Genomic DNA, 26,308 nt, shown 5'->3' on the forward strand with positions numbered 1-26,308 from the left:
TCAGTTGACTCCGTCGTGGATCGTCGTCAGGACCGGGGTGGGGTCGAAGCCGTTGCAGGGGTTGTTCACCTGCGGGCAGTTGGACACCAGCACCAGCACGTCGGTCTCCGCGCGCAGGGTCAGCGAGAGCCCGGGTGCGGAGAGCCCGTCCACGATGCCGAGGGTGCCGTCCGGCTCCACCGGGACGTTCATGTACCAGTTGACGTTGCCGACCAGGTCGCGCTTGCCCAGGCCCCAGCGGGCCCCCTCGGCCAGGAAGTTGTCCACACAGGCGTGCTGGGTCCAGGTGTGGTGGCCGTAGCGCAGGGTGTTGGACTCCCGGCTGCAGGCACCGCCGATGGTGTCGTGCCGGCCGACCTGGTCGGCGGTCACGGTCATCAGCGGGGTGTGCTCGTTGGAGAGCAGCACACTGCCGGTGCTGAGGAAGATCGATCCCTGGGCCTGCAGGGTGTCGGCGGCGCTGTAGCGGACCGAGGTGTCGTGCCGGTCGTACACCAGGAAGTCCACCGCCTGGTTGCCGGCCAGATCGGTCACGGTGAGCGACTGCCCGGCGTTCAGCGCGGCGGACCACGCGGCACGGGCCGGAACGGTGGTGGAGCGTGCACCGGTGGTGCTGGATGCGGTCGTCATCTCACAGCCCCCGTGCGGCGCAGAATTCGGCGGTGTTCAGATAGGCCCGGTGCCCCTCGGGCGTCGCCTCCCAGAGCGGGTCGCCGGGGCCGGTGGGCCGACCTCGCCAGGCGGTGACCTCCAGCGGGCCGCAGTGGTAGTCGGGGCGCGGGTCCAGCGGGTGCGGGACGTTGGCGATCAGCACGGTGAGCGGCTGCTCCGCGCGCAGCGTCACCGCCGTGCCGGGACCGGCCGAGCCGGTGTACTCCAGGGAGCCGTCCGTGGCCACCCTGACGCCCTGGAACAGCGAGAGCGAGGGGGCCAGGTCGCGCCGGTCCAGACCGTTCTTGGCGGCGGCGAGCAGCAGCAGTTCGCGCCCGGCGGGGGAGGCCGACTGGGGGGTGCCGTCGCCGTAGCGGGCGGTGTTGCGGGCCAGGGTGGAGGTCCCGCACAGCGCGTCGTGGCGGCCCGAGCCGTCCTCGGTGACGGTCGCCAGCACCCGGCCCTGGTCCGAGAGGAGCAGGCTGCCGGCTCCCACGTAGGCGTTCCACTGGACCTTGGTGGTATCGGCCACGTTCAGCCGTTCCCAGGGCCGGTCGGCGACGTGGAGGAGCAGATGGGCGCAGGCGTCGCCGCTCGGGTCGGCCAGCCGCAGCGAGCTGCCCCGGGCCAGCACCTTGTGGGTGTAGTTGCCGCCGGGCACGGTCTCGGCCCAGACCAGGTCCCCGGCCGCGACTCCGGGCGGCGCCGCGGGCCGGTCCACGGGAGCGGCCTGGGCCCGGGCGTGGTCCCTGGCCCCGTAGGTGGTGTCGGTTGCCGAACGCACGGTCAGCCTCCTGGAGTGGACGAGGAGTTCGCGAGTTTCTGTCGCTTGACAGAAATTAGACGGACCGCGCTTCCGGGCGATTGCCCGGACGTTTCCCCTTGGTTACGCACCCCTGGCCGTGTGCGAGGATCGCTCCATGCCCACCACCGCCCGTGCCTCAGGACCAGGTCGGGGACGAGTCGGTCGGCCCCGGGCGCAGGGGCCGGCCGCCGACGGCCTGGCCCCCCGGGACGGCGTGCTCGCCGCGGCCGCCGAACTGTTCACCCGGCACGGCTACGCCGCCACCACCACCCGTGCCATCGCCGAACGGGCCGGGTTGCGGCAGGCGTCGATGTACCACTACTTCGCCGGCAAGGAGGACATCCTCGCGGCGCTGCTGGAGGGCACCGTCCAGCCCTCGCTGGACCTCGCCCTGGTGCTCGCGGCCAGGACCGAGCCCGGCCCCGAGGCCCGGCTGTGGGCACTCTGCCGCGCCGACGTCGCACTGCTCTGCGGCGGGCCGCACAACCTGGGGGCGCTCTACCTGCTGCCCGAGGTGGCCGCGGAGCGGTTCACAGCCTTCCACCGGGTGCGGGCGGAGCTGAAGGCCGCCTACCGCGGGCTGCTCGCCGCGGGGGCGGCGGGGGCCGCCCTCAGCGGGGCCGAGCTGGAGTTGCGGGGGGACCTGCTCTTCGGGCTGATCGAGGGTGTCATCCTGATCCGCCGCGAGGCTCCCTCCGGGCCTGCGGACGCACTGGCCTCGGCCGCGGCGGATGCGGCGCTGCGGGTGTCCGGGGCCTCGGAGGCCGTCGTCTCCGAGGCCGCGGTGCAGGGGGCTCACGTCCTTGAGGCCCTGCAACTGGCCTGACTGTCTCTCAAGTGCGGACCGTGCCTGGTTGGATGTGCAGTTCCCCGCGCCCCCATGGGGCTGCAACTGGCTCAGTTGCACACGTCAGGGGCGCGGGGCTGTGCTTGACAATCCCTCAGTCGCGCCCGCGCCGGGTGGTCCGGTGGGCGACGACGCCCAGCAGCACGGCCCCGGCCAGGAACAGCAGGGTGAAGTACTGCAGGTACCAGTGCCCGCCCTGCGGGTCGTAGACCGCCGGCCTCGGCCAGGCCAGGTTGACCGCCATCGCCACCCCGTACACCACTGCCAGGACGTTGACCGGAAGGCCCCAACGGCCCAGCGAGAACACCGGGCGCCCGGTCTCGTCCGTTCCGTCCTGGCCGCCCAGCGGCACCCCGCGCAGGCGTCGCAGCAGCATCGGCCCGGTGACCATCGCGTACGCGGCGTAGACCAGCACGATGCAGGTGGTCCCCAGGGCCAGGTAGACCGACGGCGAGACCAGGCTCATCGCCATCGCGGCGGCCGCGAGCACCCCGACGACCACGGCCGGAGCCTTGGGGGTGCCGGTGCGCGTCCCGACCGCGGCAAGTCGCCGCGAGGCCGGCAGCGCGCCGTCCCTGGCCATCGAGAAGACCATCCGCGCGCCGGCCGTCTGGATCGCCAGGGTCGCCACACAGACCGCCACCGCGACGTCCGCGAGCAGGGCCCGGCCCAGGCCGCTGCCGAGCCGGCTGGTCAGCACATAGGAGAGCCCCGCGCCGGAGAGGTGGCCGTCGGTCAGGCTGGGCGCCGCCAGCACCCCGCCCAGCAGGATCAGTCCACCGCCGACGCCGGCCGCGGCCACCGCCCCCAGGATGGTGCGCGGCGCGGTGCGCCTCGGCGAACGGGTCTCCTCGGACATCTCCCCGGCGCTGTCGAAGCCCACCAGCACATAGGCCGCGCTGAACGAGGCGATCAGGAACACGCCCAGATAGCCCCCGGAGACCGGGCCGGTGTGCAGGGTGACCCCCGGTCCCCGCTCGGTGTGGGTGAGCAGCAGCACCGCCATCAGCGCGATGCCGACCAGCTCGCAGGTCACCCCGACGCTGTTGACCACCGACATCACCCGGATGTCGACGATGTTGACCACCGTGGTCAGCACCAGCAGCACCAGGCCCAGCAGCACCGCGTTCTGCGCGCCGGTCCGTGTGGTCGGCGAGGGGTCGCCGCCGACCAGCTGGAAGCCGGACCAGATGGCCGGCAGCACCACCTGCAGCGCCAGCGCCGCGGCGGAGACGACCACGATCTGGCCGATGACCATCAGCCATCCGGCGAACCACCCGAAGGTGGGCGTGCTCAGTCTGGTCGCCCACTGGTAGACCGCACCGGAGATCGGGTACCGGGCCGCCAGTTCGGCGAAGCAGGCGGCGACCGCGAGCTGGCCGACCAGGACCAGCGGCCAGGTCCAGACGAAGGCGGCACCGCCGAAGGAGAAGCCGAAGGCGAAGAACTGGAACACCGTGGTGAGCACCGAGATGAAGGAGAACCCGGCGGCGAAGGAGGCGTAGCGGCCGAGCCTGCGGTGCAGCTCCTGCCGGTAGCCGAAGGCGGCGAGGACGACGGCGTCGCCGCCTTCCGCCTCGACGCCGGGGTCGATGACCTGGATCGGGATGGTGCCGCTGAGAACTGGTTCGGGCATGGCTGTCCCTGTCGCTTCCGTGAGTGACTGGGACGCGGCGGCGGACGCCGACGCGCCGCGACAGGCGGCACAGCCCGATGGCGGCGGGCGGGTTGATTGGCAGTCAGAGAACCGGCCGGTTGTTGCGGGGGCGCTAACGGCGCGTTACGAACACCGAAATCCCGGCCGGCCGTCGATCCGACGCGCGGCCGGGCATGCCCTTACGGCGCCGACACCGGCGCGACACGGCGCGGAAACCTGCCGTCCCTAATTTCTGTCACGCGACAGGTATTACCCAGCGGACCCCCGGTGGCGGCCGGGGGTCCGGCCTCTGATGCACCGTCACTTCGCCTACGCCGCTCCCCCGGCGTACAGGCTCCGGGTGAAGGCGTTGCGGAACTTGCCGCCCGGGTCCTGGCGGTCCATCAACTCGCGGAAGCCGTAGGCGTGTTCGTACAGGTCGGCGGCCTGCCCCGGGGTCGCGGTGAACAGCTTGCCCCAGTGCGGGCGGGCGCCCAGCGGGGTGAGCGCCGCCTCCACCGCGGCCAGCACCGGGGCGACGGCCTCCGCGTCCTGGTGCCAGGTGAAGTGGAGCGCGACACTGTCGCGGCCGTAGGCGGGGCTGAGCCAGAGCTCGTCGGCGGCCACCGTGCGGATCTCGGAGATCTGCAGCACCGGGGCGATCCGGTGGCCCAGCTCCCGCAGCGCGGCGAAGGCGGCCTGCGCGGCGGCGCGCGGGAGCAGGAACTCGGACTGCAGCTCCTCCCCCGCGCTCGGGGTGAAGTCCGGACGGAAGTGCGGCAGCCGCTCGTGCCACGGGCCGGGGACACCGAGCTGCTCGGTGCAGTGGGTGGCCGGGACGCCGGGGACGGGGTGCAGCGGCCGGTCGGCCGGGGCCGCGCCGAACCAGTCCAGCCGGGGCGTCCCGCCGGCGTCGGTGCGGTGCTTGAGCCAGATCTGGGCCTCGGCGCCGAACCAGTCGGTGAAGACGCTCACGCTGTAGGCGGCGCCCAGCAGGGCCGCCATCTCGTCGGCGTCGCCGGTGGCCAGGGACGCCAACGGCAGCCCGGTGAGCACGTACTGGGCGACCTGGTAGGCCGGCTCCACGTCCAGGGTCACCGCCGAGACCACCCCGAGCGCGCCCAGGTGCACCACCGAGCCGGCGAAGCCGGCACTGTCGCGGTCCAGCGCGACCATGTCCCCGTCCGGTCCGACCAGCTCCAGCCCGGCCACCGACGAGGCCAGCCCGGGGTTGCCCACGCCGGAACCGTGGGTGCCGGTGGCGACCGCGCCGGCCACCGAGATGTGCGGCAGCGAGGCCAGGTTCGCCAGCGCCAGCCCCTCGGCCTGCAGCAGCGCGGCGACCTGCGCATGGCGCATCCCCGCCGCCACGGTGACGGTCGACCGCGCGCGGTCGACCTCGAAGCGCGGCGGCAGCTCAGCGAGCGAGACCAGGGTTCCGTCGGTGTCGGCGATGCGGTTGAAGGAGTGCCCGGTGCCCAGCACCCGCACGGCGGCGCCCTCGGCGACCGTGCGGCGCAGCTCGTCGACCGTGCCGGGACGGGCGATGCGTGCCGCCCCGAAGGTGACGTTGCCGGCCCAGTTCCTGCGACCGGCCTCGGTGGTAGTGCCCGACATTCCCGCTCCTCGACTCGCGCCCGCCCCGTGTTAGCGATCACAACCCTAGTACCGGCCGCGATCAGCGCTTCGGCCGGAGGCGGAGCGGCCCGGGACGCGGGGCGGTGCCGAGCGGGCTCCGCGGCCGCCCGGCCTACCGCACCAGCTGCCGTACCGCCTGCTCCACCAGGGCGTTCCCGGCGATGAGCTCCAGAGTGAGCCCGGCCGTCTCGGGGGCGTCCAGCAGCGCCGCGATGACCGCGGCGACGTCCGCGCGCGGGACGCTGCCGCGGCCGGTGCTCGGGGCGAGCAGCACCTGCCCGGTGGCCGGCCGGTCGGTGAGCGCGCCGGGGCGCAGCACGGTCCAGTCCAGGCCCTTGCGGGCCGAGATGTCGGCGTCGGCCGCACCCTTGGCGCGCAGGTAGGCGGCGAACACCGGGTCGGTGCCGGGCGCGGGCTCGCGGTCCGCGCCCATCGAGGAGACCACGACGAAACGGCGCACCCCGGCCGCTTCGGCGGCGTCCGCGAACAGTACGGCGGCGGCGCGGTCCACCGTGTCCTTGCGGTCGCTCCCGCTGCCGGGACCGGCCCCGGCGGCGAAGACCGCGGCGTCGGCCCCGGCGAGCACCGCCGCGACCTCCTCGACCGTGGCCGACTCCAGGTCGCGCACGACCGGCTCGGCACCGGCCGCGCGCAGGTCGTCCGCCTGGGCGGGATTGCGGATCAGGCCGACCGGGGCGTGGCCCCGGTCGGCGAGCAGGCGTTCCAGGTGCAGAGCGATCTGGCCGTGTCCTCCGGCGATGACAGTGCGCATGGGTCCGACCCTATGGCCTGTCCGGAGTTCTGGCGCGGAGGCCCGAGGCCGCCCTCAGCCCACCCGCAGCCCGAGCGCGGTGGCCAGCACGGCCGCCTGCGGCAGGTCGATCCTGGCGCCGCGCAGCTCCACGGTGAGCGGGTCCAGCGAGGAGAGGTCGCTGCCGCGCAGGTCCGCACCGGTGAGCCTGGCGCCGCGCAGCATCGCGCCGGACAGGTCCGTGCCGGTGAGCACGGCCTTCTCCAGCCGCGCGGCGGTGAGGTCGACCTCGCGCATCCGGACGTCCTCGACGGTCGCCTGCCGCAGGTCGGCGCCGGGCAGCCCGACATAGGACCAGTCCCCGCCGGAGACCTGGAACAGGTTGAAGGTGCAGCGCTGGAACACGCTGCCGACCAGCTTGCAGTCGGTGAACCGGGTGTCGAAGAAGGTGCAGTTGCGGAAGGCGCAGTTGGTGAAGGCCGCGCCGGAGTGCCGGGAGGCGTTGAACCGCACCCCGGCGAAGGTGCACTCGTCGAAGACGGTCCCGCTGCTGACGACCTCGGTCCAGTCGGTGTCCAGGAAGCTGAAGCGGGTGTAGCGGTCGGCGGCGGTCAGCTCGCGGGCGTACCAGTCCTCGTCGCGCACCACCAGCTCGGGATCGGGGATCGGGGGCCGGTGCGGGACGGGATCGTTGTCAGCGCGCGGTCGGTTCGCCATGGCGCTCATTCAACACCGGGGGTCCGACAACGGCCCGCGAACGCGGTTCCGGGACGGTTCGGGGCGGTTCCGGGACGCGGTTCCGGGCGCTCAGCACTGGGTGAAGGTCCGGCGGTAGTCCATCGGGGTCACCCCGACCGCGCGGCGGAAGTGGTGCCGCAGCAGCGCCGCGCTGCCGAAGCCGCAGACCCGGGCGATCTCGTCGATGCCCCAGCCGGTCTCCTCCAGCAGCCGGCGGGCGTGCGCCACCCGCTGGACGGCCAGCCAGCGCTGCGGGGTGGTGCCGGTCTCGGCGGCGAAGCGGCGGGCCAGGGTGCGGGTGGACAGCTGGGCCCGGCGGGCCAGCGACGCGACCGTGTGCTCGGTGTCCAAGGTCTCCAGCATCCAGCTGAGCAGCGGCTCCAGGCTGTCGGCCGCGCACTCGGGGATCGGGGCGGCGACGTACTGGCGCTGGCCGCCGTCCCGCTGCGGGGGCACCACCATCCGGCGGGCGATGGCGGTGGCCGCTGCGGTGCCGAGCTCGCGGCGGACCAGGTGCAGGCAGGCGTCGATGCCGGCCGCGGTGCCGGCGCTGGTGATGATGTCGCCCTCGTCCACGAACAGCACGTCGGGGTCGAGCTTGGCCTCGGGGAAGCGGTCCGCGAGCGCGTCGGCGTGCCGCCAGTGGGTGGTGCAGCTGCGGCCGTCCAGCAGCCCGGCCGCTCCCAGGATGAACGCGCCGCTGCACACCGACAGCAGGGTGGCGCCCCGGGCATGGGCGGCCACGATCGCCTCCAGCACCGCCGGCGGGTACTCGTCCCGGATGAAGGCCGCCGGGACCGCGACCAGGTCCGCCTCCCGCAGTGCCTCCAGGCCGTACTCGGGGACGATCTGCGCGCCGATGCTCAGCCGCACCGGTCGCCCGGCCCGCTCGCCGCAGACCCGGAAGTCGAACGGGGGGACGCCGTCCTCGGTGCGGTCGATGCCGAACACCTCGCAGACCACGCCGAATTCGAAAGGCGCGGAGTCGTCGATCAGCATCACAGCGACGGTCTTCAGCATCCCGTCAGCATAGCTGGCAGGATTTTGTCGGTACAGGTCTCTCCTGCCACTTATGGCAGGAATCCGATGAGAGAACAATTACTGCCATGACCACAGCAGCCGTAGCCCTCGTCCTCATCGCCCTCCTCGCCTACGCCCTCGAACGCAACCACCGCCGCCAGCAGGGCCCGTTCACACCCTTCACCGGAAGCCGGGTCGGCCCCGTCGACCGGGACGCCCAGCGGGTCGCGGACGAACTCGCCCACCGGCACCCCGACGCCCGGACCCGCCGCTGAACGCCGTCGCCACAAGGCGGGCTGACGCTACGTCAACCCGCCCGACGGTGCGGCCGGGCGGCCGGGACGAAGCGGAAGCCGACGTACCACGACACAATCCAGGGAAGATCACGGGCAGTTGTCCGATTTGCCGCCTGCGCACCGTAGCCAGGCGAACGCGCATCCGATACCTTTCCTGGCAGCAGTCGTGGTTCCGAAGTCTCATGTGCCCACGGTCAAGCACCGTGGGCGCTGTGCTGTGCACCAGTCGGAGGACCAGGGCGATCACCTCACCCCTGAGGGCGGGCACCAGGCACGCCCCTTACTCCTGACAAAGGGAGCAGCATGGCCACCGGCACTGTGAAGTGGTTCAACTCGGAGAAGGGCTTCGGCTTCATCGCCCAGGACGGCGGCGGCGCCGACGTGTTCGCCCACTACTCCAACATCAACGCGACCGGCTACCGGGAGCTCCTCGAGGGCCAGGCCGTGGAGTTCGAGATCGCGCAGGGCCAGAAGGGCCCGCAGGCGGAGAACATCCGCGTCATCGCCTGACAGCGGCCGACGACCGCCGACGCGGGCCGACGCCACCGTGCCCCGTACCGGATCCGCTCCGGCACGGGGCACAATCATGTCATCAGCCCAACTTCTCAGGCTGAACTTGTCAGTCTTCCTGATGACAACGTAGTCTCAGGGTATGGACACCGACCGCGAGGAACTCGCCGTGACCGTGTCCGAGCTGCACCAGCTGCTCGGACAGCTGATGCGGCGGATGCGTGCCGCGCACGAGGGCGCGGCCCTGACCCTCTCCCAGACCGCCGTCCTCTACCGGCTGGTCCACGAGGGCCCGCACACCCCGGCCGCGCTGGCCCGCGCCGAGCGGGTCCGGCCGCAGTCGATGGGCGCGACCCTGGCCGCGCTGGAGGAGCAGGGCCTGGTCAGCCGGGGCGCGCACCCGACCGACGGCCGTCAGGTGGTCATGGCGCCCACCGAGTCCGGGTCCCGGCTGCTCGATGAGATCAGGTCCGCCAAGGAGGGCTGGCTGCTCGACGCGGTGGCCACCCGGCTGGACCCGGACGAGCAGCGGACCCTGATCGCCTCGATCGCGCTGCTGCGCCGCCTCGTCGAGTCCTGAACGCCCCGCGTTCCCCCGTTCCGCCGATCGACCGAACCGCCGATCAACCGATCCCCCCGAACCACGGAGCACCCATGCCCGCCACCACGCTCGACCCCCGTACCGCCCTGGTCGTCATCGACCTCCAGCGCGGCATCGCCGCACTGCCCACCAAGCCGCACTCCGCCGCCGACACCGTCGCCCGGTCCGCCGAGCTGGCCGCGGCCTTCCGCAAGCGCGGCCTGCCCGTCGTGCTGGTCAACGTCGACTTCTCCGCCGACGGCGGCGACGTCCCGCCCGGCCGCACCGAGGCCAAGGCCGGCGGCGGCGCCCGGCCCGACGACTTCGCCGAGCTGGTCGACGAGATGGACGTGCAGCCGACCGACCTGCTGGTCACCAAGCGCAACTGGGGCGCCTTCCACGGCACCGGCCTGGACGTGCAGCTGCGCCGCCGCGGCGTCACCGGCATCGTCCTGACCGGCATCGCCACCAGCATCGGCGTGGAGTCCACCGCCCGCGCCGCGCACGAGCACGGCTACAACGTCACCATCGTCTCCGACGCCACCTCGGACATGGACGCCGACGCGCACGCCAACAGCTTCGACAAGATCTTCCCCCGTCTGGGCGAGACCGCCGCCACCGCCGAGGTGCTCGCGCTGCTGGACGCCACCGCCGCCGAGTAGGGCCCACAAGGCCTCACGAGGGCACTGGGGCCGTTCTCCCCGGAATCGCAGTACAACTGACGCGCCGTCGATATCACCGGATCGGCCTGCTGGGCCCTACCATCCGGCCATGACGGCGCGTCAGTTCCAGTTCCGCCGTCTCGCAGCCAGTGGCCACGACCGCGAGAGGCAGGGGACCTGCAGATGAGCACACCCGTACCCACACCCCCGACCAGCGAGACCTTCCAGGCCACCGGCTCGGGCGCCGGGGAGAAGGGCCTCAAGGGCAACGCCCTCGGACTGTTCTCCTCCGTCGCGATCGGCCTCGCCTCCACCGCCCCCGCCTACAGTCTGGCCGCGACCCTGGGGCTGATCGTGGCCGGGGTCGGGCTGCAGGCTCCGATCATCACCATCCTGGCCTTCATCCCGATGCTGCTGATCGCCTACGCCTACAAGGAGCTCAACGAGGTCGACCCGGACTGCGGCACCACCTTCGTCTGGGCCGCCCGCGCCTTCGGGCCGCGTACCGGCTGGATGGGCGGCTGGGGCATCGTCATCGCCGACGTCATCGTGATGGCGAACCTGGCGCAGATCGCCGGCTCCTACGGGTTCCAGCTCTTCGGCTTCGCCGGCCTGGCCGGGAGCACGCTGTGGACCACGGTCGCCGGGGTGGTGTGGATCATGGTGATGACCGCGATCTGCTACGTCGGCATCGAGGTCTCGGCCGCCCTGCAGCGCTGGCTGCTCTGCGTGGAGGTGGCCATGCTGGTGCTGTTCTCGGTGACCGCGCTGGTCAAGGTCTACTCCAGCGGCGCGCCCAGCGGCTCGATCCGCATCGCCGCGTCCTGGTTCAACCCCTTCGACGTGCCCTCGGCGAGCGCGCTGACCGCGGGCATCCTCTCCGCCGTCTTCATCTACTGGGGCTGGGACACCGCCGTCTCCGTGAACGAGGAGACCGCGGACAAGCACCGCACCCCCGGCCGGGCCGCGGTGCTCTCCACCGTGCTGCTGCTGATCATCTACGCCCTGGTGTCCACCTCGGCGCAGGCCTTCGCCGGGGTCGGCGACAAGGGCATCGGGCTGGGCAACCCGGACAACGCCGGGGACGTGCTGTCGGGGCTCGGCGACGCGGTCTTCGGCGGCAAGGGGTTCGGCTGGTTCCTGGCCAAGCTGCTCATCTTCATGGTGCTGACCTCCTCGGCGGCCTCCACCCAGACCACCATCCTGCCGACCGCCAGGACCACCTTCTCGATGGCGGCGCACAAGGCGATCCCGGCCAGGTTCGGCCGGGTGCACCGCCGCTTCCTCACCCCGACCTGGTCCACCGTGGCGATGGGCCTGGCGTCCATCGCGTTCTACGTGCTGCTGGTGAAGATCAGCACCAATGTGCTGACCGACTCGATCTCCTCGGTAGGCCTCGGCATCGCCTTCTACTACGGCCTCACCGGCTTCGCCTGCGTCTGGTACTTCCGCAAGGTGCTCACCCGCAGCGCCAGGGACCTCTGGTTCAAGGGCATCCTGCCGGGCCTGGGCGCGCTGATGCTGCTGTTCTTCTTCTGCTACGCCGCCTTCGACGTCTACGCGGCGCCGGACTACGGCTACACCTCGGTCCATCTGCCCGGACTCGGGCAGGTCGGCGGCGTGACCGTGATCGGGGTCGGCGCGCTGCTGCTGGGCGTGGTGCTGATGCTGATCCAGTGGGCGGTCCAGGGCAGCTGGTTCCGCGACCCCGACGTGCCCGTGAGCGCGGCCTCACGGGACGAGACGCCGCCGAACGCGGTGGCTCTGGACAAGTGAGGGCGAGGTGTGCACCGACTGAGAACTACGTGAGGAGCGCCACAACGGGCCCTGCCGTCCCAACATCCTACGTATGCTTCACAGGAAGCACATAAATTGGTGCATACCGCCATAGCCCGTCACACCTTTGCCCGTGATCGAGTCTGCCCCTGATCGAGCCCCGACCCCAGCGGAGAGTCACCCCGGCATGGAGTCCCAGCCCCAGCAGGCGCCCCAGCAGCGGGCAACCGTCGAACCCGACCCGACCATCGAACAGCCGAGGCTCGCCGTGGCCGCCCGCGCCGCCCGCGCGGGCGCCTACGAGTGGGACCTGGCCACCGGCGACATCCTCTGGGACGACGCGGTCTGCCGGATGGTCGGCACCGCCCCCGAGGCGTTCGACGGCCGAGCCGAGGCGCTCTTCGGCGCGCTGCACCCAGACGACGCCACCCGGCTGGCCGCCGCCACCGCCGAGGTGATCGAACGCGGCGGCACCTACCGCAACCGCTACGAGGTGGTGCACGCCGACGGCAGCGTCCGGCAGTTGGAGGAGCGCGGGGAGGTGCTGCTCGGCGCGGACGGGCGTCCCGACCGGGTCACCGGGCTGCTGCTGGACCGCACCGACGAGAGCGCGGACCCGGGCCGGCCGCTCGCTCCCACCCCGGTGGTCCGGCCGCGCGCCCCCTGGTTCCGCAGCGCCCTGCCCTGGCGCGGCGGTCCCGACGCCGCCGGTCCCGCCGACTCCTTCATGCTCACCCTCACCCGCGCCCTGTCCAAGGCGGCCAGCGTCGCCGAGGTGACCCGGGTGATGACCGACATCGCCCGTCCCGCGCTGAACGCCGAGCACCTGCTGATCGAGGCGGACGCGCAGGACCCGCAGCACCCCTGCTCCGTCGTCGGCGGCGCGGCGACCGAGGCGATGCGGCGCGCGGTCCGGGACGACCACCCGATCTTCCTGGAGGGCGCGGCCGTCCCCGTCGACGACGGCGGCCCCGCCGTGGTCCGCTCCTGGGCCGTGCTCCCGCTGACCGGCGCCGACGACGGCCGCGGCGCCTGCCTCTTCGACTTCGCCGGGACCAGGCACTTCGACGACGGGCAGCGCACCCTGTTCACCGCCGTCGCCGGCATCCTCGCCCACGCGCTGGCCCGGGCCCGGCTCTACGACCGCGAGCACCAGTGGGCGGCCGAGCTCCAGCGCGCCATGCTGCCCCGCCGGGTCCCGGCCGTCCCGGGCCACGGCACCGCCGTGCGCTACCTCCCCGGCACCACCGGGATGGCGGTCGGCGGCGACTGGTACGACGTGCTGGACCTCCCGGACGGCCGGGTCGGCCTGGTGGTCGGCGACGTCCAGGGCCACAGCGTCGAGGCCTCCGCGGTGATGGGCCAGCTGCGGATCGCGCTGCGCGCCTACGCCGCCGAGGGCCACTCCCCCGGCACCGTGCTGGCCCGCACCGGCCGGCTGCTGGCCGACCTGGACACCGACCTCTTCGCCACCTGCTGCTACCTCTCCCTCGACCCGGCCACCGGCGAGGTCGAGGCCGCCAGGGCCGGCCACCCGCTCCCGGTCCGGATCCAGGACGGACCCGGCCCGGACGGCGGCCCCGCCACCGCCGTCGAGCTGGACCTGCCCGGCGGCCCCCCGCTCGGCGTCGACCCGCAGGCGCACTACCCGGAGACGGCCACCGTGCTGGCGCAGGCCGAGACCCTGCTGCTCTACACCGACGGCCTGATCGAATGCCGCGGCGAGTCCATCGACACCTCGCTGGAGCGGCTGCTCGCCACCGTCACCGACTGGACCCGCGACGCGGCCCGCGACTCGGCTCGCGACGGCACGGGCCCAGCCGACGGGCCTTCCGGCCCCGACCGGCTGGAACTCCTCGCCGACCACCTGGTCCGCCCCTGCCAGGCACAGAGCCCGCGGGCGGACGATGTCGCCGTCTTCCTGCTGCAGCGACGTTCCCAGGGGTGGTGACCTCACCTTCATCGGGACCGGACGTTCATAAGGGCGAGATCCGGGAAGACAGTCGGGGCAGCACCTGAAGGAGACAGCCGCCCGGCCCCGGCCCCGAGGGAGTGAGAGCACCCATGCGTCCCGACGCACCGCGCAACCACCCGAACCCGGACCGGCGTGGCCAACCATGCCGGGGCAAGGACGACATGACGACGCGTGAGCGGAGCGGGCCGGGTCGAACCGGGAAAGGCACCAGGAGCGGCATCGGTGTCTCCCTCCTGGCCGGGGTGGTGCTGGTCGGCGCGGCGGCCTGCACCAGCAAGTCGCCGCAGGCGAACTCCCCGGGCCCGGCGGGCACCGGCAGGAGCGGGGCCGCGAGCGGCAGTTCGTCCGCGAGTGCGAGCCCGAGCGCCGGCCCGTCGCCCTCCGGGCCGCCCATGCTGCTGGACTCGATCACCCCGGCCCCCGGCGCCTCCGTCGGGGTGGCCATGCCGATCTCGATCGTCTTCACCAAGCCGGTGGCGGCGTCCGCCCGCAAAGCGATCGAGCAGCACCTGAGCGTCACCACGTCCACGCCGGTCACCGGCGCCTGGCACTGGTTCGGCGGCCAGCGGGTCGACTGGCGGCCGCAGGGCTTCTGGAAGTCCGGCACCCAGGTCACCGTGAAGGCCGACTTCGCCGGCGTCCAGGACGGCAACGGCGACGTCGGCACCCACGCCTACTCGCACAGCTTCGCCATCGGCGCCGACGTCGAGACCACCATCTCGGTGACCGGCCACTCGATGCAGGTCAAGAACGGCGGCAAGGTGGTCCGCAACCTTTCCATCGACGCCGGCAACCCCAAGTTCCCGACCTGGGACGGCACCATGGCCGTGATCGACAAGTCCAGGACCGTCCACATGACCTCGTGCAGCGCCGGCATCACCTGCGACAAGAGCAGCCCGGACTTCTACGACGAGAGCCTGCCCTGGGACGTCCACCTGACCTTCTCCGGCACCTACGTCCACTTCTCCGGGGCCGACCCCAACCCCGGCCACGGCTTCGGCTCCCACGGCTGCGTCCACCTCTCCCTCGCGGACGCCACCTGGTTCTACACCTACTCCAAGCAGGGCGACCCGGTCACCATAACCGGCTCCCCCCGGGGCAAGGCCGACGCCGACAACGGCTACGCCGCCTACAACCTCACCTGGCTCCAGTGGCTCGCCATCAGCGCCACCGGCGCCCAGACCACCAAGCCGGCCTGACCCGGCCCGGCGGGCCCTGGCGCCCGGGCCCCCGCCGCTGGTTGGATCATCGGCATCGCTGACGAGTCCCGCTCGACAGAGCCGTAACGCCCCGCCGAGGCGTTCACACCCGTCCGGACTCCGCACCAGGACGCGGCGCGTACGCAGTTCGCCCTCCCGGTTCCCGTATCCGCCCCTGCGCCCCGAATGGATGCGGTGTAGCCTCGCGCGCGGGCCGGTGCGGGGGCGCTCGGGTCCGTCGAGGAGAGGGGTGTCGTCGTGGGAGAACAAGGGGTGCTGCTGCCCACCGGGGTGCAGCGGACCGCGGTCGGAGTGGCCCGGGTGCGGGCTGCGGAGAGCAGGCGGGAGGACCGGCTGTTCGCGGATCCGTACGCCAAGGCGTTCGTGCGGGCCGCGACCGGGTCGCGGTCGCAGGCCGAGTACGCCGCGCCGCGGGAGCGCAGCGCGGGCGGGGCCGCGCTGGCCGCGCGGATCGTGCTGCGGACCCGGTTCTTCGACGACTACCTGCTGCGGGCGGCCGAGGCCGGCTGCCGCCAGGTGGTGCTGCTGGCCGCCGGGTTGGACACCCGGGCGTTCCGGCTGGCCTGACCCGAGGGCACCCGGGTGTTCGAGCTGGACCTGGCGCCGGTGGTGGCCTTCAAGGAGCGGGTGCTGAACGAGGAGGGCGCCGTGCCCTCCTGCGAGCGCGCCGTGCTGGCCGCCGACCTGCGCGAGGACTGGGGCGCGGCGCTCCGCGAAGCCGGCTTCGACCCGGCGGCCCGGACCGCCTGGCTGGTCGAGGGACTGCTGATCTACCTGGAGACCGAGCAGGCCGACACCCTGCTGTCGGCCCTGACCGGGCTTTCCGCGCCCGGCAGCCGGCTCTCGCTGTCCGAGGGCCACGCACCGGGACGGATGATCGCGGAGAACGGTGCGGACCAGCGCTTCCAGGCCCTGACCGAGCTCTGGAGGGGCGGCCTCGGCGAGCCCGCGACCGACTGGCTGACCCGCCACGGCTGGCAGGTCACCGTCCACGGCAAGGACGAACTGGAGCAGGCGTACGGCCGCCCCGGACTGGACATCGGCGCCCAGGGATTCCTGGTCGCCGAACGCGGGGGTCTCGACTAGCGTTCGGCGGATGATCCTTTCTCATGACGTCGCCGGGGCCGGACCGACCGTACTGCTGCTGCACTCCGCCGTGTGCGACACTCCGCCGTGGGCGACCGGCGGATGTGGGAGCCGCAGTGGCGGCCCCTGGCCGAGGCCGGCTACCGGGTGGTCCGCTGCGACTTCCGGGGCTTCGGCGACACGCCGGCGCCAGACCGCCGCTACAGCGACGCCGAGGACGTCGCCGAACTGCTGGGCGCCCTCGGCGCCGGTCCGGCGGTGCTGATCGGCTCCTCGTACGGCGGGGGCGTCGCGCTGGAGACGGCCGCGCGATGGCCGGAGCTGGTCGGCGCCCTGGCCCTGCTGTGCTCAGGCAGCCCCGGGCACACCCCCGGCGCCGCCCTGCGGTCGCTCGGCGAGCAGGAGGACGCACTGCTCGCGGCCGGGGACGTGGCCGGCGCCGTCGAGCTGATGGTCCGGACCTGGCTCGGCCCCGAGGCCGACGAGCCGGCCCGGGAGCAGCTGCGCCGGATGCAGCAGCGCGCCTTCGAGGTGCAGCTGGCGGCCGACGCGGAGGAGTTCTGGCAGACCGAGTTCCTGGACGGGCTTCGTCCCGCTGCCGCTCCGGGCTGATCAGTCCGCCGCGGCTTCAGCCGGGTCCGGCGACACGGTCGCTGACGAGCTGACAGGTCGTGTCCGCTGCCTCACGATGAGTCCGTACTCGATCACAGGTCGAGCCGGCGAGCTCCTGGCTCGGCACCGTCAACGATCGCATCGTCTTCAGGGAGTCACCATGGCCTCCACCATCTCCAAGGACGGCACCGTCATCGGCTACGAGCGGACCGGCAGCGGGCCGGCCGTGATCCTGGTCGACGGCGCCCTCTGCTACCGCGGGTCCGGGCCCGCCCGTCCGCTCGCCGACGCGTTGGCCGGCCACTTCACCGTCTACACCTACGACCGGCGCGGCCGGGGCGAGAGCGGCAACACCCTCCCCTACGCCGTCGAGCGGGAGGTCGAGGACCTGGCCGCCGTGCTGGAGGCGGCCGGCGGCACCGCCCACGTGTACGGGATCTCCTCGGGAGCAGCGCTGGCGCTGGAGGCCGCGCAGGTCCTGCCCGGCTTCGTCACGCTCGCCCTCTACGAGTTCCCGCTGGCCGTGGACAGCAACGGCCCGGTGCGTCCGGACGACTACATCCGGACCATGGACGCCCTGGTCGCGACGGGCCGGCGGGGCAAGGTGCTGAAGATGTTCATGCGTACCGTCGGCGTGCCGTCACCCGTCCTGATGGTGATGCAACTGCTGCCGGTGTGGTCGAAGTTGAAGGCGGTGGCGCACACCCTCCCGTACGACATGCGGGTGCTCGGCGACACCGGCTCCGGCCGTCCGCTGTCGAAGGACCGCTGGACTTCGGCGACGCTGCCGACACTGGTCATGGACGGCGGCAAGAGTCCGCAGTCGATGCGGGACGGCATGCACCAACTCGCCGACGTGCTGCCGGACACCGACTACCGGACCCTGCCGGGACAGACGCACATGCTCAAGCCGGGCGCGGTCGCACCGGTGCTGACCGAGTTCTTCCAGTCGCACCAGCGCTGACCGGCAAGGACGATGTGAAGGGGCCCACCGGCCGGCCGCGGATCGGCCGGTGGACCCCTGCGGTTGCTTCTTGATGGTCCGTCAGCTGTCGCCGGCGGCGCTGGTGCGCACCGGGTCGACCACGTCCTCCACGTCGTCCGCGGAGACCGGCTCGTCGCCCACCGGCGAGGGCCGTTCGTGCTCCACCGTGGCTCCGGGCTTGACGGCCTTGACGGGCTTGACGCCGCCGGTGATCGCCGAAGCCGCCGCCGCGACCAGGCAGGCCGCCAGGGCGAACCAGAACGCCACGCTCAGGCCGTCCTGGAACGGGCCGGTGACCAGGTGCGGGAAGAAGCTGCGGCCGGTGAGGTAGCCCGCCTTGTCCGCGGGGATCTGGTTCAGCACCGGACCCAGCAGCTGCTGCATCGGGTTGTAGCCCAGGAAGGCGGCGAACAGCACGGCCAGCGGCGGCAGTTGCGAGATCGACTGGGCGGACGAGGCGGGAACGCCCTGCGCGGTCAGTCCGCTGTACATCGCGGACGGCAGGTTCTGCGACAGGCCGATCACGATCAGGCTGAAGAAGATGCCGATCGACAGCACCATCGCGGCGTTCTGGAAGGTCGCCGTCATCCCCGCGCCCACGCCGCGCTGGCGCCCCGGGATCGCGTTCATGATCTGCGCCCGGTTGGGAGAGGCGAAAAGCCCGGCCCCGAGACCGTTGAGCACCAGGATCGCGGCGAAGGCCCAGTACGGGAAGTTCACCGGGAGCACCATCAGCAGCCCGAAGCTCAGCGCGTTGAGCAGCGCCCCGGCGACGGTGAACATCCGCGAGCCGAAGCGGTCGGAGAGGATGCCGGAGATCGGCGCGGCGACCAGCAGACCCACCGTCATGGGGATCATGTAGATGCCGGCCCAGAGCGGGGTGTCCTGGAAGCTGTAGCCGTGCAGCGGGAGCCAGATGCCCTGGAGCCAGATGATCAGGATGAACTGCAGGCCGCCCCGTCCCAGCGCGGTCAGCAGGCTGGCCAGGTTGCCTGCGGTGAAGGCCCGGATCTTGAACAGCGACAACCGGAACAGCGGGTCCTCGACCCGGGTCTCGATCCAGACGAAGAACAGCATCACGATCAGGCCGCCGACCAGCGCGCTGATCACCCAGGGGTTGCCCCAGCCGGTGGTGCTGCCGCCGTAGGGCTGGATCCCGTAGGTGATGCCGACCAGGATCGAGATCAGCCCGACGGCGAAGGTGAGGTTGCCCCACCAGTCGATGGTGGCGGGTTGGCGGGTGCCGGTGTCCTTGAGCTTGAGATAGGCCCAGACGGTGCCGAAGACCCCGACCGGGACCGACACCAGGAAGATCCAGCGCCAGCCGACCGGGCCGAGCACACCGCCGAGGATCAGGCCGATGAAGCCGCCGGCGATACCGGCGATGACGTTGATTCCCAGCGCGGTGCCGCGCTGGTTGACCGGGAACGCGTCGGTGATGATCGCGGTGGAGTTGGCGAAGATCAGCGCGCCGCCGATGCCCTGGACGATGCGCCAGCCGATCAGCCACAGCGCCGCCTGGCTGCCACTGCCCCAGGTGAGGGAGAGCAGGATGGAGCAGACGGTGAACAGCAGGAAGCCCGCGTTGTACATGCGGACCCGGCCGAACATGTCGCCCAGGCGCCCGAAGGAGACCACCAGCACCGCGGTGACCACCATGAAGCCCATCATCATCCAGAGCAGGTAACTGGTGTTGTGGGGGTCCAGGGGGTTCAGCCTGATGCCGTCGAAGATATTGGGCAGGGCGATCAGCACGATCGACTGGTTGATCATCACCATCAGCATGCCGAGGGTGGTGTTGGACAGTGCGATCCACTTGTAGTGCGGGCCGTGCGGACTTGAGTGGCCCTGCGGTCCGTCCGCTGCCGGGGAGGCGGCGGACCGGGAGGGCGATGAATCGCCGACCATGTGGGGAACTCCATTTCAGTGGTTGCTACCTACAACCTTCCCAGGCAGGGTATCGATTGTCACCTGATCGGATCAGCGCACCCCCCCGGAGTCGTAGTGAGCGGGGACGGCAGCCGCTCCGGCGCACGCCGGAAGTTTTCTCGGATTCCCTCCCCGGGGATGTAGAGAACCGCACCCCGGCTCCGACCCATGGATGAAAGCGTCGAGAGGGCGCACCGCCCGAACGACGCCCGATCCACCCGAACCGCCCGAACCGCCCGATCCATCAGGGAGAACGCCATGAAGTACATGCTGCTGATGCAGTTCAGCCAGGTCTCCGCCGATTTCCCGCCGCTGAACACGTGGTCCCAGGACGAGGTCGCCGCCCACATCACGTTCATGCGGGACGCCGACACGGAGATCGCCGCCCGCGGCAAGCTGATCGACGCACAGGGCCTCGCCTCCCCGGACCAGGCCCGGATCGTCCGGGCCGGTGCGGACGGGGGCCCGGCGGTCATCACCGACGGTCCCTACCCGGAGACCAAGGAGTTCCTGGCCGGCTACTGGATCGTCGACTGCCCCACCCCCGAGGCCGCCTACGACCTCGCCGCCTACCTCTCCACCGCCCCGGGCCCGGGCGGCCGCCCGCTGAACATGCCCATCCACGTCCAGCCGGTGATGGACGCGCCCCCGATCAACGAGGGCTGAGCGCAGCCGAGGCACCCTGCACCCGCCCCCGGGACGGCATGGATGCCGCGGGGGCGGGCAGGGGCCCTGACATGGCTGGACTGGCTGAGTACAAGGACATCGGCTTGGGTCTGCTGGGCGTCCCGACCAGCGCGGGCTCGCACAACCCGGGCCAGGAGAAGGCGCCGGCGGCCTGGCGCCGGGCAGGCCTGTCCAAGGAACTGGCCGCCCACGGCGTCACCGTGGAGGACTACGGCGACCTGCCGGTACAACGGCACCGCCCGAGCCCCCCGGTCGGCGGCGTCCGCGACCTGGAACGGGTGGCCCGGACCGCCGCCGCACGGCCACGGAGGTCACGGCGATCGTACGGGCCGGACGGCTGCCCCTGGTCCTCGGCGGCGACTGCACCGTCACCCTGGGCGTGGTCGCCGGGCTGGCGGCACAGGGGAGCACCCCCGGCCTCGTGTACGTCGACGGCGACGCGGACCTGGGCACCCCGGACACCACCGACTCCGGTGTGCTGGACACCATGGGCATGACCCATCTGCTCGGCGACGGCGTCCCCGCCCTCGCCCGCCTCGGCCCCCGGCACCCGCTGCTCCCGGCCGACCACATCGCGCTACTCGGCTTCGACCCCGCCGAGCCCAGCACGGAGCACTGGGGCCGCCTGGCCTCCCACCGCCTCCACGCCACACCGGTGGCCGCCGTCCGCAGCGACCCCGAAGCCGCGGCAGCGGCTGCGCTCGCCCACCTCGGGGCCCGCACGGACTCCGTCCTGGTCCACTTCGACGTGGACGTCCTGGACACCGGCGCCTTCCCGCTCGCGAACTTCCCCCACTTCAACGGCCTGACGGTCGATCAGGCCGAGGCCGTACTGGCCCGCCTCTGCGCCAGCCCGGCATTCGCGGGCCTGGTGGTGACGGAGGCCAACCCGGACCACGACCCGGAGGGGGGACTGATGGAGGCACTGGTCCGCATGCTCGGACGGGTGCTCGGACCGGCGCTGGGACCGGCGCTGGGGGACGGCGGAACGGCGTAGTCCGCGCCGGGGTCCGCCGCGCCGACGTCCGACGTCCGGCTCGACCTCAGCTCGTCGCCGGTTGGCGGTCCTTCGGGGTGGTCGGCGTGAGGATGACCGAGGGGGTTCGGCGGGAGCCGGACCAGGCCGCGGGGACGGCGTCGATGTCGTAGGCGAGGCGGTAGGCGAGGTTCTCGTAGTTGACCCGCCAGCCCTTGAAGTGCGGCCAGGCCTCCTCCGGGGTGCGCTCCATCGGGAAGCCCAGACGGCGCATCCGGTCCACACCGTCGAGGAAGGATCCGTAGTCCAGGTCGATCGGGTCGTCGGGCATCGGATCCGAACTGTAGGGGATGCCCCGGACGTCGGCGAGGTCGCGCATGCAGACGTAGCCGGCCCGCAGCGCCATCCGGGCCGGGGTCTGCGGCTGCCGGGAGGGGTTGAAGGCCAGGTTGAGGGCGGCCGCGTCGAGGACGGAGAGCAGCGAGACCATCCAGTTGCGGGTGGCCCGGGCCGAGCGGAACTGGATCAGCACCGGATAGGTGGTGTGGCTCTCGTTGACCTGTGCGGCCCAGCGCTCCCAGTTGCTGAACAGCTCGTCGAGCGAGTCCAGCAGCCCGGCCTGGGCGTAGCGGGCCAGGATCTCCGGGCCCCAGGGCGGGCTGCCGGAGCGCGACTGGAGCAGCGTCACCTCCGCCTCCCGGGCCGCGTAGGCGCTGTAGAGCGCGGGGAGGTAGCCGATCTGCAGGGCGATGGCGATGGGCCCGGTGGCCGCGGCGCAGAAGTCGACGGCGGTGAGCGCACTGCTGTGGCTGCTGAAGAAGCCCAACGTGAACAGCGACGACCCGGCCTCGTCCAGCGCGGCCTTGGCACCGAGGTCGCTGACGGCGGCTTCGAGCAGGGCGTAGCCGACCAGGAACGAGCACAGCCACAGCATCAGCGTGACCAGCAGCGACAGCGGTGCGACCGGCGCCAGCACCCGGTCCTTGCGCTCCACGCTGGGGCAGCGGTCGGCCACCAGCTGGAACGGGACGAACAGCGCCGCCAGCACCAGCCGGGTGAAGCCGGAACTGGAGGGGCGCGGCATCACCAGGGTCCGTACCACCGACGAGAACACACCGAGGACGACGAGGACGCCTAGCACTCCGAGCAGGGGCCGCACCTGGATTTCCCTCCCTCCGCGCCGCACCTGTCGGCACCGAAGGTCACCCTACGCGGCCCCTGCGGCCGCCGCGCTCCGATGGCTCGGACCCGGGTCAGGACAGTTGGACGCCGTGCGAGGCGAGCCAGCTGAGCGGGTTGGTGTCGGAGCCGTACTGCTCGGTGGTGTCCACCTCGAAGTGCAGGTGCGGCCCCGTCACATTGCCGGTGGCGCCGGACAGGCCCAGTCGGGTACCGGCCGACACGGCTTCACCGGTGTGGACGTCGATCCGGGACAGATGGGCGTAGAGGCTGTAGCGGCCGTCCGCGTGCCTGACCATGACCATCTTCCCGTAGTCGCCGCCCCACTGCGCCTTCACCACGGTGCCCGCGCCGACGGCGTGGACGGTGGTGCCGACCGGGACGGCGAGGTCGACGCCGGTGTGGTGCCCGGCCTGCCAGGGCCCCGGGACGCCGTAGCCCTCGGAGATCCAGTAGCGGGCGCTGATCGGGGCGACGAAGGCGGCGGCGGTCGAGGCGGTGTGGTGGACGACGCTGGTCGCGAAGGTGTTCTCCTTGGCAGCCGGCTTCGCGGCGGTGGCCGGCTTCGCCGTGGTGGCGGGCCTCGCGGTGGTGGCGGCCTTCGCGGCGGTGGTCGGCGCCGTCCAGGTGAGGTGTTCGCCCGGGAGGATGAGGTCGGGGTTGCCGCCGACGACCGAGCGGTTCTCGGCGTAGAGGGCCGGCCAGCCGCCGGTCGCATGCAGGCTCTCGGCGATGCCGGAGAGGGTCTCGCCGCCGCGGACCGTGTGCTCGACGGCCTGGGCGGACCGGGCGGGCTTCTTGCCGGCGGTCGGCTTCTTGGCCGCAGGCTTCGCGGAGGCGGGCTTTGCGGCGGGCTCGGCAGCGGCGGGCTTTTTGGCCGCGGCCTGTTTCACCGCTGGCTTCGCCGTCTTCGCCGCTGCCGCTGGAGCCGCGGCGCCGTCGCTGCGGGTGAGTCCTGCCCGGACCGAGCAGACCGGCCACGCTCCGGGGCCCTGGCCCTGCAGCACCCGCTGCGCCACGCTGATCTGCTCGGCCTCGCTGGCCCGGTCGGCGCGGCTCGCATAGTGCTCGCCCCCGTAGGCGGCCCAGGTGGAGGCGGTGAACTGGAGTCCGCCGTAGTAGCCGTTGCCGGTGTTGATCTGCCAGTCGCCACCCGACTCGCAGGCGGCCACCTTGTCCCAGACCGAGGACGTGGCGGCGTGGCCGGGTGCGGCCACCAGCACCGGGAGCGCGGCGCCGACGGCGGTCGCGCCGGCGGCCTTCGCCAGGGTGGCGCCCGCCGCGGTGGGCGGTTGCGGCCGGCGGTGGCGTCCGTTCGAGGGGATCATCCCTTGGCTCCTCAAGTTCGCAGAGTGACGACAGGTCAGGACGGCAGGTCAGTGGGTCGCGGTGGGGAGAGCGTCAGCCGCGTCTGTGGCGGTATCTGTGTCTGCGCTGGTGCGCGGTCCGCCCCGGCCCCTGGCCGGAGATCGAGCTGAACAGTTCGAGGGTCTCGGGTTCGTAGCCGAGGCAGCCCAACGCGTCGTTGACCTGGGCGAGCCGGGTGATGGTGGCCGCGACATGGTCGCGCAGCCCGGAGGTGGCGTAGAGGCGGATGAGGCCGCGGTGCAGGATCTCGGCCTCGGGAACCGCCGCCAGGCCGCTGTGCAGGGCTGTCTCGCAGCCGGTGAGATCGCCGACAGCGAGGCGGCGTTTGGCCAGTTCGTGGGAGGTGTCGATGATCGCCGAGACCATGTCCTGGCGGTAGGGCTCGGCCCAGGGGTAGAGCTGGTGCGAGCCGTCGAAGGGGCCGCCGCGCACCAGGTCCAGCGCGCGCCGCAGGGCAGCGTCCTCGGCCGGACCGCGGGCGTTCATGCCATGCCGGTAGAGGTCCTGGAAGTCGGTCCAGTCGCAGGTCACGGCGGGGTGCAGCCGCCTGGCGGCCGGGTCGAGGTAGGGGGCGCCACCGGGAGCGGCCCCCATCCAGTCGCGCAGCCGCGACAGCGCGGCGGTACGGACCTGCTGGGCCCTGCGGCCGACCGCGGCCGGGCGCTGGGCGGCATACGGGACCGGGTGGATCACCGCGTCCACCAGTCTCGGGTCGGGGTCCGGATGGGCCGCCAACAGGGCGGCGAGAGCCGTGAGTTGACTGGTGAGCGCCGGTTCGGCGAAGCCGGTGGCGCCGATCAGCCGCACCGGCCCCAGCAGCAGCACGCGCGGGGCCGGCGCCAGCGGCCAGCCGTCCTCGCCGAGCGGCGGCGGACCCGTGAGCGGCGGTTCGGCGTGCGGCGGCGGTTCGCCGGGGTGCTGCCGTTGCCGCCGGATCTCCGCGTCCGCCGCCCGGTGCGCCCTCAGACCGGTGCTCAGCGCCGGGACCAGCCCGCTTCGGGGGCGGGCACCGCCGGGCAGGTCCGGGTCGAGCAGCGGCACGGAGGTGGCCGAGGCGGGAGCGCCGCCGCCGGTGGCCCGGGAGCGGGTGGCCAGCACCGGGATGACGAACGGGTCGTCCGGGTCGGGTGCGGCCTCCGGGTCGTGGCCGGTCCAGTCCGGCGGCGGTTCGTCGGCCGGGAGCAGACTGGTGGCCAGCAGGCTCAGCGCCGCCGTGTACTCGTCCGCCGTCAGCCGTTGCAGCTCGACGGCGAAGGGCAGTCCGCCGGGCGACTGGTGGTGGCCGGGACGTGCGTCGACACGCAGGCCGGGACCGGCCGTCGCCGGGGTGACCGCGGCGACGCAGCGGTGCTCGGCTCCGGACAGCGCCCAGGTCAGCTGCGAGAATTGACTGCCCGTCAATTCACGATCGGTGCAGAGCAGAGTGGGAGCCCAGACGTCCGTCGCCACGCCCTGGGAGCGGGCCGCGCGGGGATGCGGGACCTGGCACCCGGTCAGCGAGCCTTCCATTGCGGTTCGGTGTGCGATCAGCTCGGCGACGGCCTGGTCGGTACTGTCGCAGCGGGACATCCGGTCGTTGCCGAAGGCCTCGTCGGCCCCGGCCGGTCCCGGACCGCCGACGGCGAGCAGCCGCATCCGGTCCGCGAGCGGGCTCGCCGCGAGCTCCGCCGCCAGGGCGCGGGAGACCGCGGCGACCTCCTCGCGGGTGCCGTCCAGGTGCAGCTGCCGCACCTGCTCCAGATCCACCAGGACGTGCGCCCCGTCGATGGTGCGGCCGAGGGTGACCAGCGCCGGGTAGGGGGCCGGGACGTCGCGGGCCTGCTCGGGGGCGATCAGCTCGGCCTCGTCCGCGTGGCAGCGCCAGACGCTGCCGTCCGGGGAGGCCGCCGCGAAGGGGGTGAGGGGCGCGGCGGGGGCTGCCAGGTGCAGGTCGACGGTGCCGCCGGGACGCAGGGCGACGGCGGTCAGCGGCGGCAGTTCCGCGCCGGTCTCCAGGCAGGTCATACCGAGGGTGCGCAGGGTGCGGTCGAGCAGGTCAAGGCCGGTCGGGTCGGCCATGGCCCGGAGGAACGCCTCGTACTGCTGCTCCTCGACGCCGGGCATGGGGATGCGCCGGCGCGGAGGCCTGCGGCGCTGCTGGCGGACCCGGTTGCGGACCAGCAGCCCGACGAGGGCGGCGGCGAGAAGCGCGGCGGCCCCGAGGGCCGGGAGCCGGAGCGGGTCCGCTGCCGGGTGCGGGGGCGGCGGCGCCGCGCGATCCGGGGCGGACGGGGCGGCGGGGGACGCCTGCGGTGCTGCGTTCTCCTCGGGCAGGGAGCGGTGCGGGGCCACTGTCGGGGCAGGTGTCGCGGCGGGGGGGGAGTGGGGGGGGAGTCCCGGGG

23 protein-coding genes and 1 pseudogene are annotated in these 26,308 nt (G+C 72.8%); 13 read left to right on the plus strand and 11 right to left on the minus strand.

What is annotated here, in order from left to right; genetic code table 11:
- Together TR46_RS13185 and TR46_RS13190 are read right to left on the minus strand one after the other, a co-directional pair.
- Nucleotides 1–630, minus strand: coding sequence for an urea amidolyase associated protein UAAP2 (locus TR46_RS13185; protein ID WP_042399121.1), 630 nt, complete (start codon nt 628–630; stop codon nt 1–3).
- A 1-nt stretch (nt 631) separates the two neighbouring features.
- Nucleotides 632–1,435 (minus strand): urea amidolyase associated protein UAAP1, encoded by an 804-nt coding sequence (locus TR46_RS13190; RefSeq protein ID WP_042399124.1) that lies wholly within the window; start codon nt 1,433–1,435, stop codon nt 632–634.
- A 136-nt stretch (nt 1,436–1,571) separates the two neighbouring features.
- On the opposite strand from TR46_RS13190, the gene TR46_RS13195 reads away from it, so the two are divergent.
- Nucleotides 1,572–2,282, plus strand: a complete 711-nt coding sequence (locus TR46_RS13195; protein ID WP_042399127.1) for a TetR/AcrR family transcriptional regulator — start codon at nt 1,572–1,574, stop codon at nt 2,280–2,282.
- 115 nt (nt 2,283–2,397) lie between these two features.
- Here the strand turns inward: TR46_RS13195 and TR46_RS13200 are convergent, their stop codons facing one another.
- The 5 genes from TR46_RS13200 to TR46_RS13220 all read right to left on the minus strand — a co-directional run bounded on the left by TR46_RS13200 (nt 2,398) and on the right by TR46_RS13220 (nt 8,086).
- Nucleotides 2,398–3,939: an amino acid permease gene (locus TR46_RS13200; RefSeq protein ID WP_084718417.1), complete on the minus strand. Its 1,542-nt coding sequence runs from the start codon at nt 3,937–3,939 to the stop codon at nt 2,398–2,400.
- Between the two features lie 330 nt (nt 3,940–4,269).
- A complete protein-coding gene (locus TR46_RS13205) occupies nt 4,270–5,556 on the minus strand; it encodes an FAD-binding protein (protein ID WP_042399129.1) in 1,287 nt (428 codons plus the stop codon).
- Between the two features lie 133 nt (nt 5,557–5,689).
- A complete protein-coding gene (locus TR46_RS13210) occupies nt 5,690–6,349 on the minus strand; it encodes an NAD(P)H-binding protein (RefSeq protein ID WP_042399131.1) in 660 nt (219 codons plus the stop codon).
- 54 nt (nt 6,350–6,403) lie between these two features.
- On the minus strand, nt 6,404–7,045 hold the full coding sequence (locus TR46_RS13215) for a pentapeptide repeat-containing protein (protein ID WP_052432756.1): 642 nt from the start codon (nt 7,043–7,045) through the stop codon (nt 6,404–6,406).
- A gap of 90 nt (nt 7,046–7,135) precedes the next feature.
- Nucleotides 7,136–8,086: a helix-turn-helix domain-containing protein gene (locus tag TR46_RS13220; protein ID WP_042399134.1), complete on the minus strand. Its 951-nt coding sequence runs from the start codon at nt 8,084–8,086 to the stop codon at nt 7,136–7,138.
- An 86-nt stretch (nt 8,087–8,172) separates the two neighbouring features.
- On the opposite strand from TR46_RS13220, the gene TR46_RS13225 reads away from it, so the two are divergent.
- The 10 genes and pseudogenes from TR46_RS13225 (at nt 8,173) to TR46_RS13270 (ending at nt 17,767) form a co-directional block, all read left to right on the plus strand.
- Nucleotides 8,173–8,361 carry a hypothetical protein gene (locus tag TR46_RS13225; protein WP_042399136.1) on the plus strand — a complete coding sequence of 63 codons (189 nt, stop codon included), beginning with the start codon at nt 8,173–8,175 and terminating at the stop codon, nt 8,359–8,361.
- 324 nt (nt 8,362–8,685) lie between these two features.
- On the plus strand, nt 8,686–8,892 hold the full coding sequence (locus tag TR46_RS13230; RefSeq protein WP_042399140.1) for a cold-shock protein: 207 nt from the start codon (nt 8,686–8,688) through the stop codon (nt 8,890–8,892).
- 142 nt (nt 8,893–9,034) lie between these two features.
- On the plus strand, nt 9,035–9,472 hold the full coding sequence (locus tag TR46_RS13235) for a MarR family winged helix-turn-helix transcriptional regulator (RefSeq protein ID WP_042399142.1): 438 nt from the start codon (nt 9,035–9,037) through the stop codon (nt 9,470–9,472).
- Between the two features lie 74 nt (nt 9,473–9,546).
- On the plus strand, nt 9,547–10,134 hold the full coding sequence (locus TR46_RS13240; protein WP_042399144.1) for a hydrolase: 588 nt from the start codon (nt 9,547–9,549) through the stop codon (nt 10,132–10,134).
- Nucleotides 10,135–10,317: 183 nt separating this feature from the next.
- Nucleotides 10,318–11,910: an APC family permease gene (locus TR46_RS13245; protein ID WP_042399148.1), complete on the plus strand. Its 1,593-nt coding sequence runs from the start codon at nt 10,318–10,320 to the stop codon at nt 11,908–11,910.
- 187 nt (nt 11,911–12,097) lie between these two features.
- The gene (locus TR46_RS13250) at nt 12,098–13,861 is read left to right on the plus strand and encodes a SpoIIE family protein phosphatase (RefSeq protein WP_052432757.1); all 1,764 of its coding nucleotides are present in this window, start codon (nt 12,098–12,100) and stop codon (nt 13,859–13,861) included.
- Nucleotides 13,862–14,046: 185 nt separating this feature from the next.
- A complete protein-coding gene (locus TR46_RS13255) occupies nt 14,047–15,084 on the plus strand; it encodes a L,D-transpeptidase (protein ID WP_042399151.1) in 1,038 nt (345 codons plus the stop codon).
- 291 nt (nt 15,085–15,375) lie between these two features.
- Nucleotides 15,376–16,191, plus strand: a pseudogene (locus tag TR46_RS44200) (SAM-dependent methyltransferase).
- Nucleotides 16,192–16,263: 72 nt separating this feature from the next.
- Nucleotides 16,264–16,803: an alpha/beta fold hydrolase gene (locus TR46_RS13265; RefSeq protein ID WP_052432758.1), complete on the plus strand. Its 540-nt coding sequence runs from the start codon at nt 16,264–16,266 to the stop codon at nt 16,801–16,803.
- A gap of 160 nt (nt 16,804–16,963) precedes the next feature.
- The gene (locus tag TR46_RS13270) at nt 16,964–17,767 is read left to right on the plus strand and encodes an alpha/beta fold hydrolase (protein WP_042399155.1); all 804 of its coding nucleotides are present in this window, start codon (nt 16,964–16,966) and stop codon (nt 17,765–17,767) included.
- An 81-nt stretch (nt 17,768–17,848) separates the two neighbouring features.
- Here TR46_RS13270 and TR46_RS13275 read toward each other — a convergent pair whose 3' ends face one another.
- Entirely contained in the window at nt 17,849–19,696 is a 1,848-nt protein-coding gene (locus TR46_RS13275) for an MFS transporter (protein ID WP_063770584.1), read from the minus strand.
- Nucleotides 19,697–19,975: 279 nt separating this feature from the next.
- Here TR46_RS13275 and TR46_RS13280 point away from each other — a divergent pair, with 279 nt between their 5' ends.
- Complete coding sequence (locus TR46_RS13280; protein ID WP_042399159.1) at nt 19,976–20,383, plus strand: YciI family protein; 408 nt, start codon at nt 19,976–19,978, stop codon at nt 20,381–20,383.
- A 172-nt stretch (nt 20,384–20,555) separates the two neighbouring features.
- A complete protein-coding gene (locus tag TR46_RS37855) occupies nt 20,556–21,401 on the plus strand; it encodes an arginase family protein (RefSeq protein WP_084718419.1) in 846 nt (281 codons plus the stop codon).
- 46 nt (nt 21,402–21,447) lie between these two features.
- On the opposite strand, the gene TR46_RS13290 is transcribed toward TR46_RS37855, so the two are convergent.
- The 3 genes from TR46_RS13290 to TR46_RS13300 form a co-directional block, all read right to left on the minus strand.
- On the minus strand, nt 21,448–22,539 hold the full coding sequence (locus TR46_RS13290) for a hypothetical protein (protein WP_042399162.1): 1,092 nt from the start codon (nt 22,537–22,539) through the stop codon (nt 21,448–21,450).
- A 94-nt stretch (nt 22,540–22,633) separates the two neighbouring features.
- Nucleotides 22,634–23,887, minus strand: coding sequence for a transglycosylase family protein (locus TR46_RS13295; protein WP_052432760.1), 1,254 nt, complete (start codon nt 23,885–23,887; stop codon nt 22,634–22,636).
- A 73-nt stretch (nt 23,888–23,960) separates the two neighbouring features.
- Nucleotides 23,961–26,258 (minus strand): bacterial transcriptional activator domain-containing protein, encoded by a 2,298-nt coding sequence (locus tag TR46_RS13300; RefSeq protein ID WP_042399164.1) that lies wholly within the window; start codon nt 26,256–26,258, stop codon nt 23,961–23,963.
- Between the last annotated feature and the right edge of the window lie 50 nt (nt 26,259–26,308).

Origin of the sequence: Streptacidiphilus carbonis (assembly GCF_000787775.1) — a bacterium.
Taxonomy (GTDB): domain Bacteria; phylum Actinomycetota; class Actinomycetes; order Streptomycetales; family Streptomycetaceae; genus Streptacidiphilus; species Streptacidiphilus carbonis.

What these genes read in the sequence shown, in the direction of transcription:
- TR46_RS13185 (WP_042399121.1), bottom strand. Translation starts at nt 630, where the DNA reads ATGACGACCGCATCCAGCACCACCGGTGCACGCTCCACCACCGTTCCG.
- TR46_RS13195 (WP_042399127.1), top strand. Translation starts at nt 1,572, where the DNA reads ATGCCCACCACCGCCCGTGCCTCAGGACCAGGTCGGGGACGAGTCGGT.
- TR46_RS13200 (WP_084718417.1), bottom strand. Translation starts at nt 3,939, where the DNA reads ATGCCCGAACCAGTTCTCAGCGGCACCATCCCGATCCAGGTCATCGAC.
- TR46_RS13205 (WP_042399129.1), bottom strand. Translation starts at nt 5,556, where the DNA reads ATGTCGGGCACTACCACCGAGGCCGGTCGCAGGAACTGGGCCGGCAAC.
- TR46_RS13210 (WP_042399131.1), bottom strand. Translation starts at nt 6,349, where the DNA reads ATGCGCACTGTCATCGCCGGAGGACACGGCCAGATCGCTCTGCACCTG.
- TR46_RS13215 (WP_052432756.1), bottom strand. Translation starts at nt 7,045, where the DNA reads ATGGCGAACCGACCGCGCGCTGACAACGATCCCGTCCCGCACCGGCCC.
- TR46_RS13220 (WP_042399134.1), bottom strand. Translation starts at nt 8,086, where the DNA reads ATGCTGAAGACCGTCGCTGTGATGCTGATCGACGACTCCGCGCCTTTC.
- TR46_RS13225 (WP_042399136.1), top strand. Translation starts at nt 8,173, where the DNA reads ATGACCACAGCAGCCGTAGCCCTCGTCCTCATCGCCCTCCTCGCCTAC.
- TR46_RS13230 (WP_042399140.1), top strand. Translation starts at nt 8,686, where the DNA reads ATGGCCACCGGCACTGTGAAGTGGTTCAACTCGGAGAAGGGCTTCGGC.
- TR46_RS13235 (WP_042399142.1), top strand. Translation starts at nt 9,035, where the DNA reads ATGGACACCGACCGCGAGGAACTCGCCGTGACCGTGTCCGAGCTGCAC.
- TR46_RS13240 (WP_042399144.1), top strand. Translation starts at nt 9,547, where the DNA reads ATGCCCGCCACCACGCTCGACCCCCGTACCGCCCTGGTCGTCATCGAC.
- TR46_RS13245 (WP_042399148.1), top strand. Translation starts at nt 10,318, where the DNA reads ATGAGCACACCCGTACCCACACCCCCGACCAGCGAGACCTTCCAGGCC.
- TR46_RS13250 (WP_052432757.1), top strand. Translation starts at nt 12,098, where the DNA reads ATGGAGTCCCAGCCCCAGCAGGCGCCCCAGCAGCGGGCAACCGTCGAA.
- TR46_RS13255 (WP_042399151.1), top strand. Translation starts at nt 14,047, where the DNA reads ATGACGACGCGTGAGCGGAGCGGGCCGGGTCGAACCGGGAAAGGCACC.
- TR46_RS13270 (WP_042399155.1), top strand. Translation starts at nt 16,964, where the DNA reads ATGGCCTCCACCATCTCCAAGGACGGCACCGTCATCGGCTACGAGCGG.
- TR46_RS13275 (WP_063770584.1), bottom strand. Translation starts at nt 19,696, where the DNA reads ATGGTCGGCGATTCATCGCCCTCCCGGTCCGCCGCCTCCCCGGCAGCG.
- TR46_RS13280 (WP_042399159.1), top strand. Translation starts at nt 19,976, where the DNA reads ATGAAGTACATGCTGCTGATGCAGTTCAGCCAGGTCTCCGCCGATTTC.
- TR46_RS13295 (WP_052432760.1), bottom strand. Translation starts at nt 23,887, where the DNA reads ATGATCCCCTCGAACGGACGCCACCGCCGGCCGCAACCGCCCACCGCG.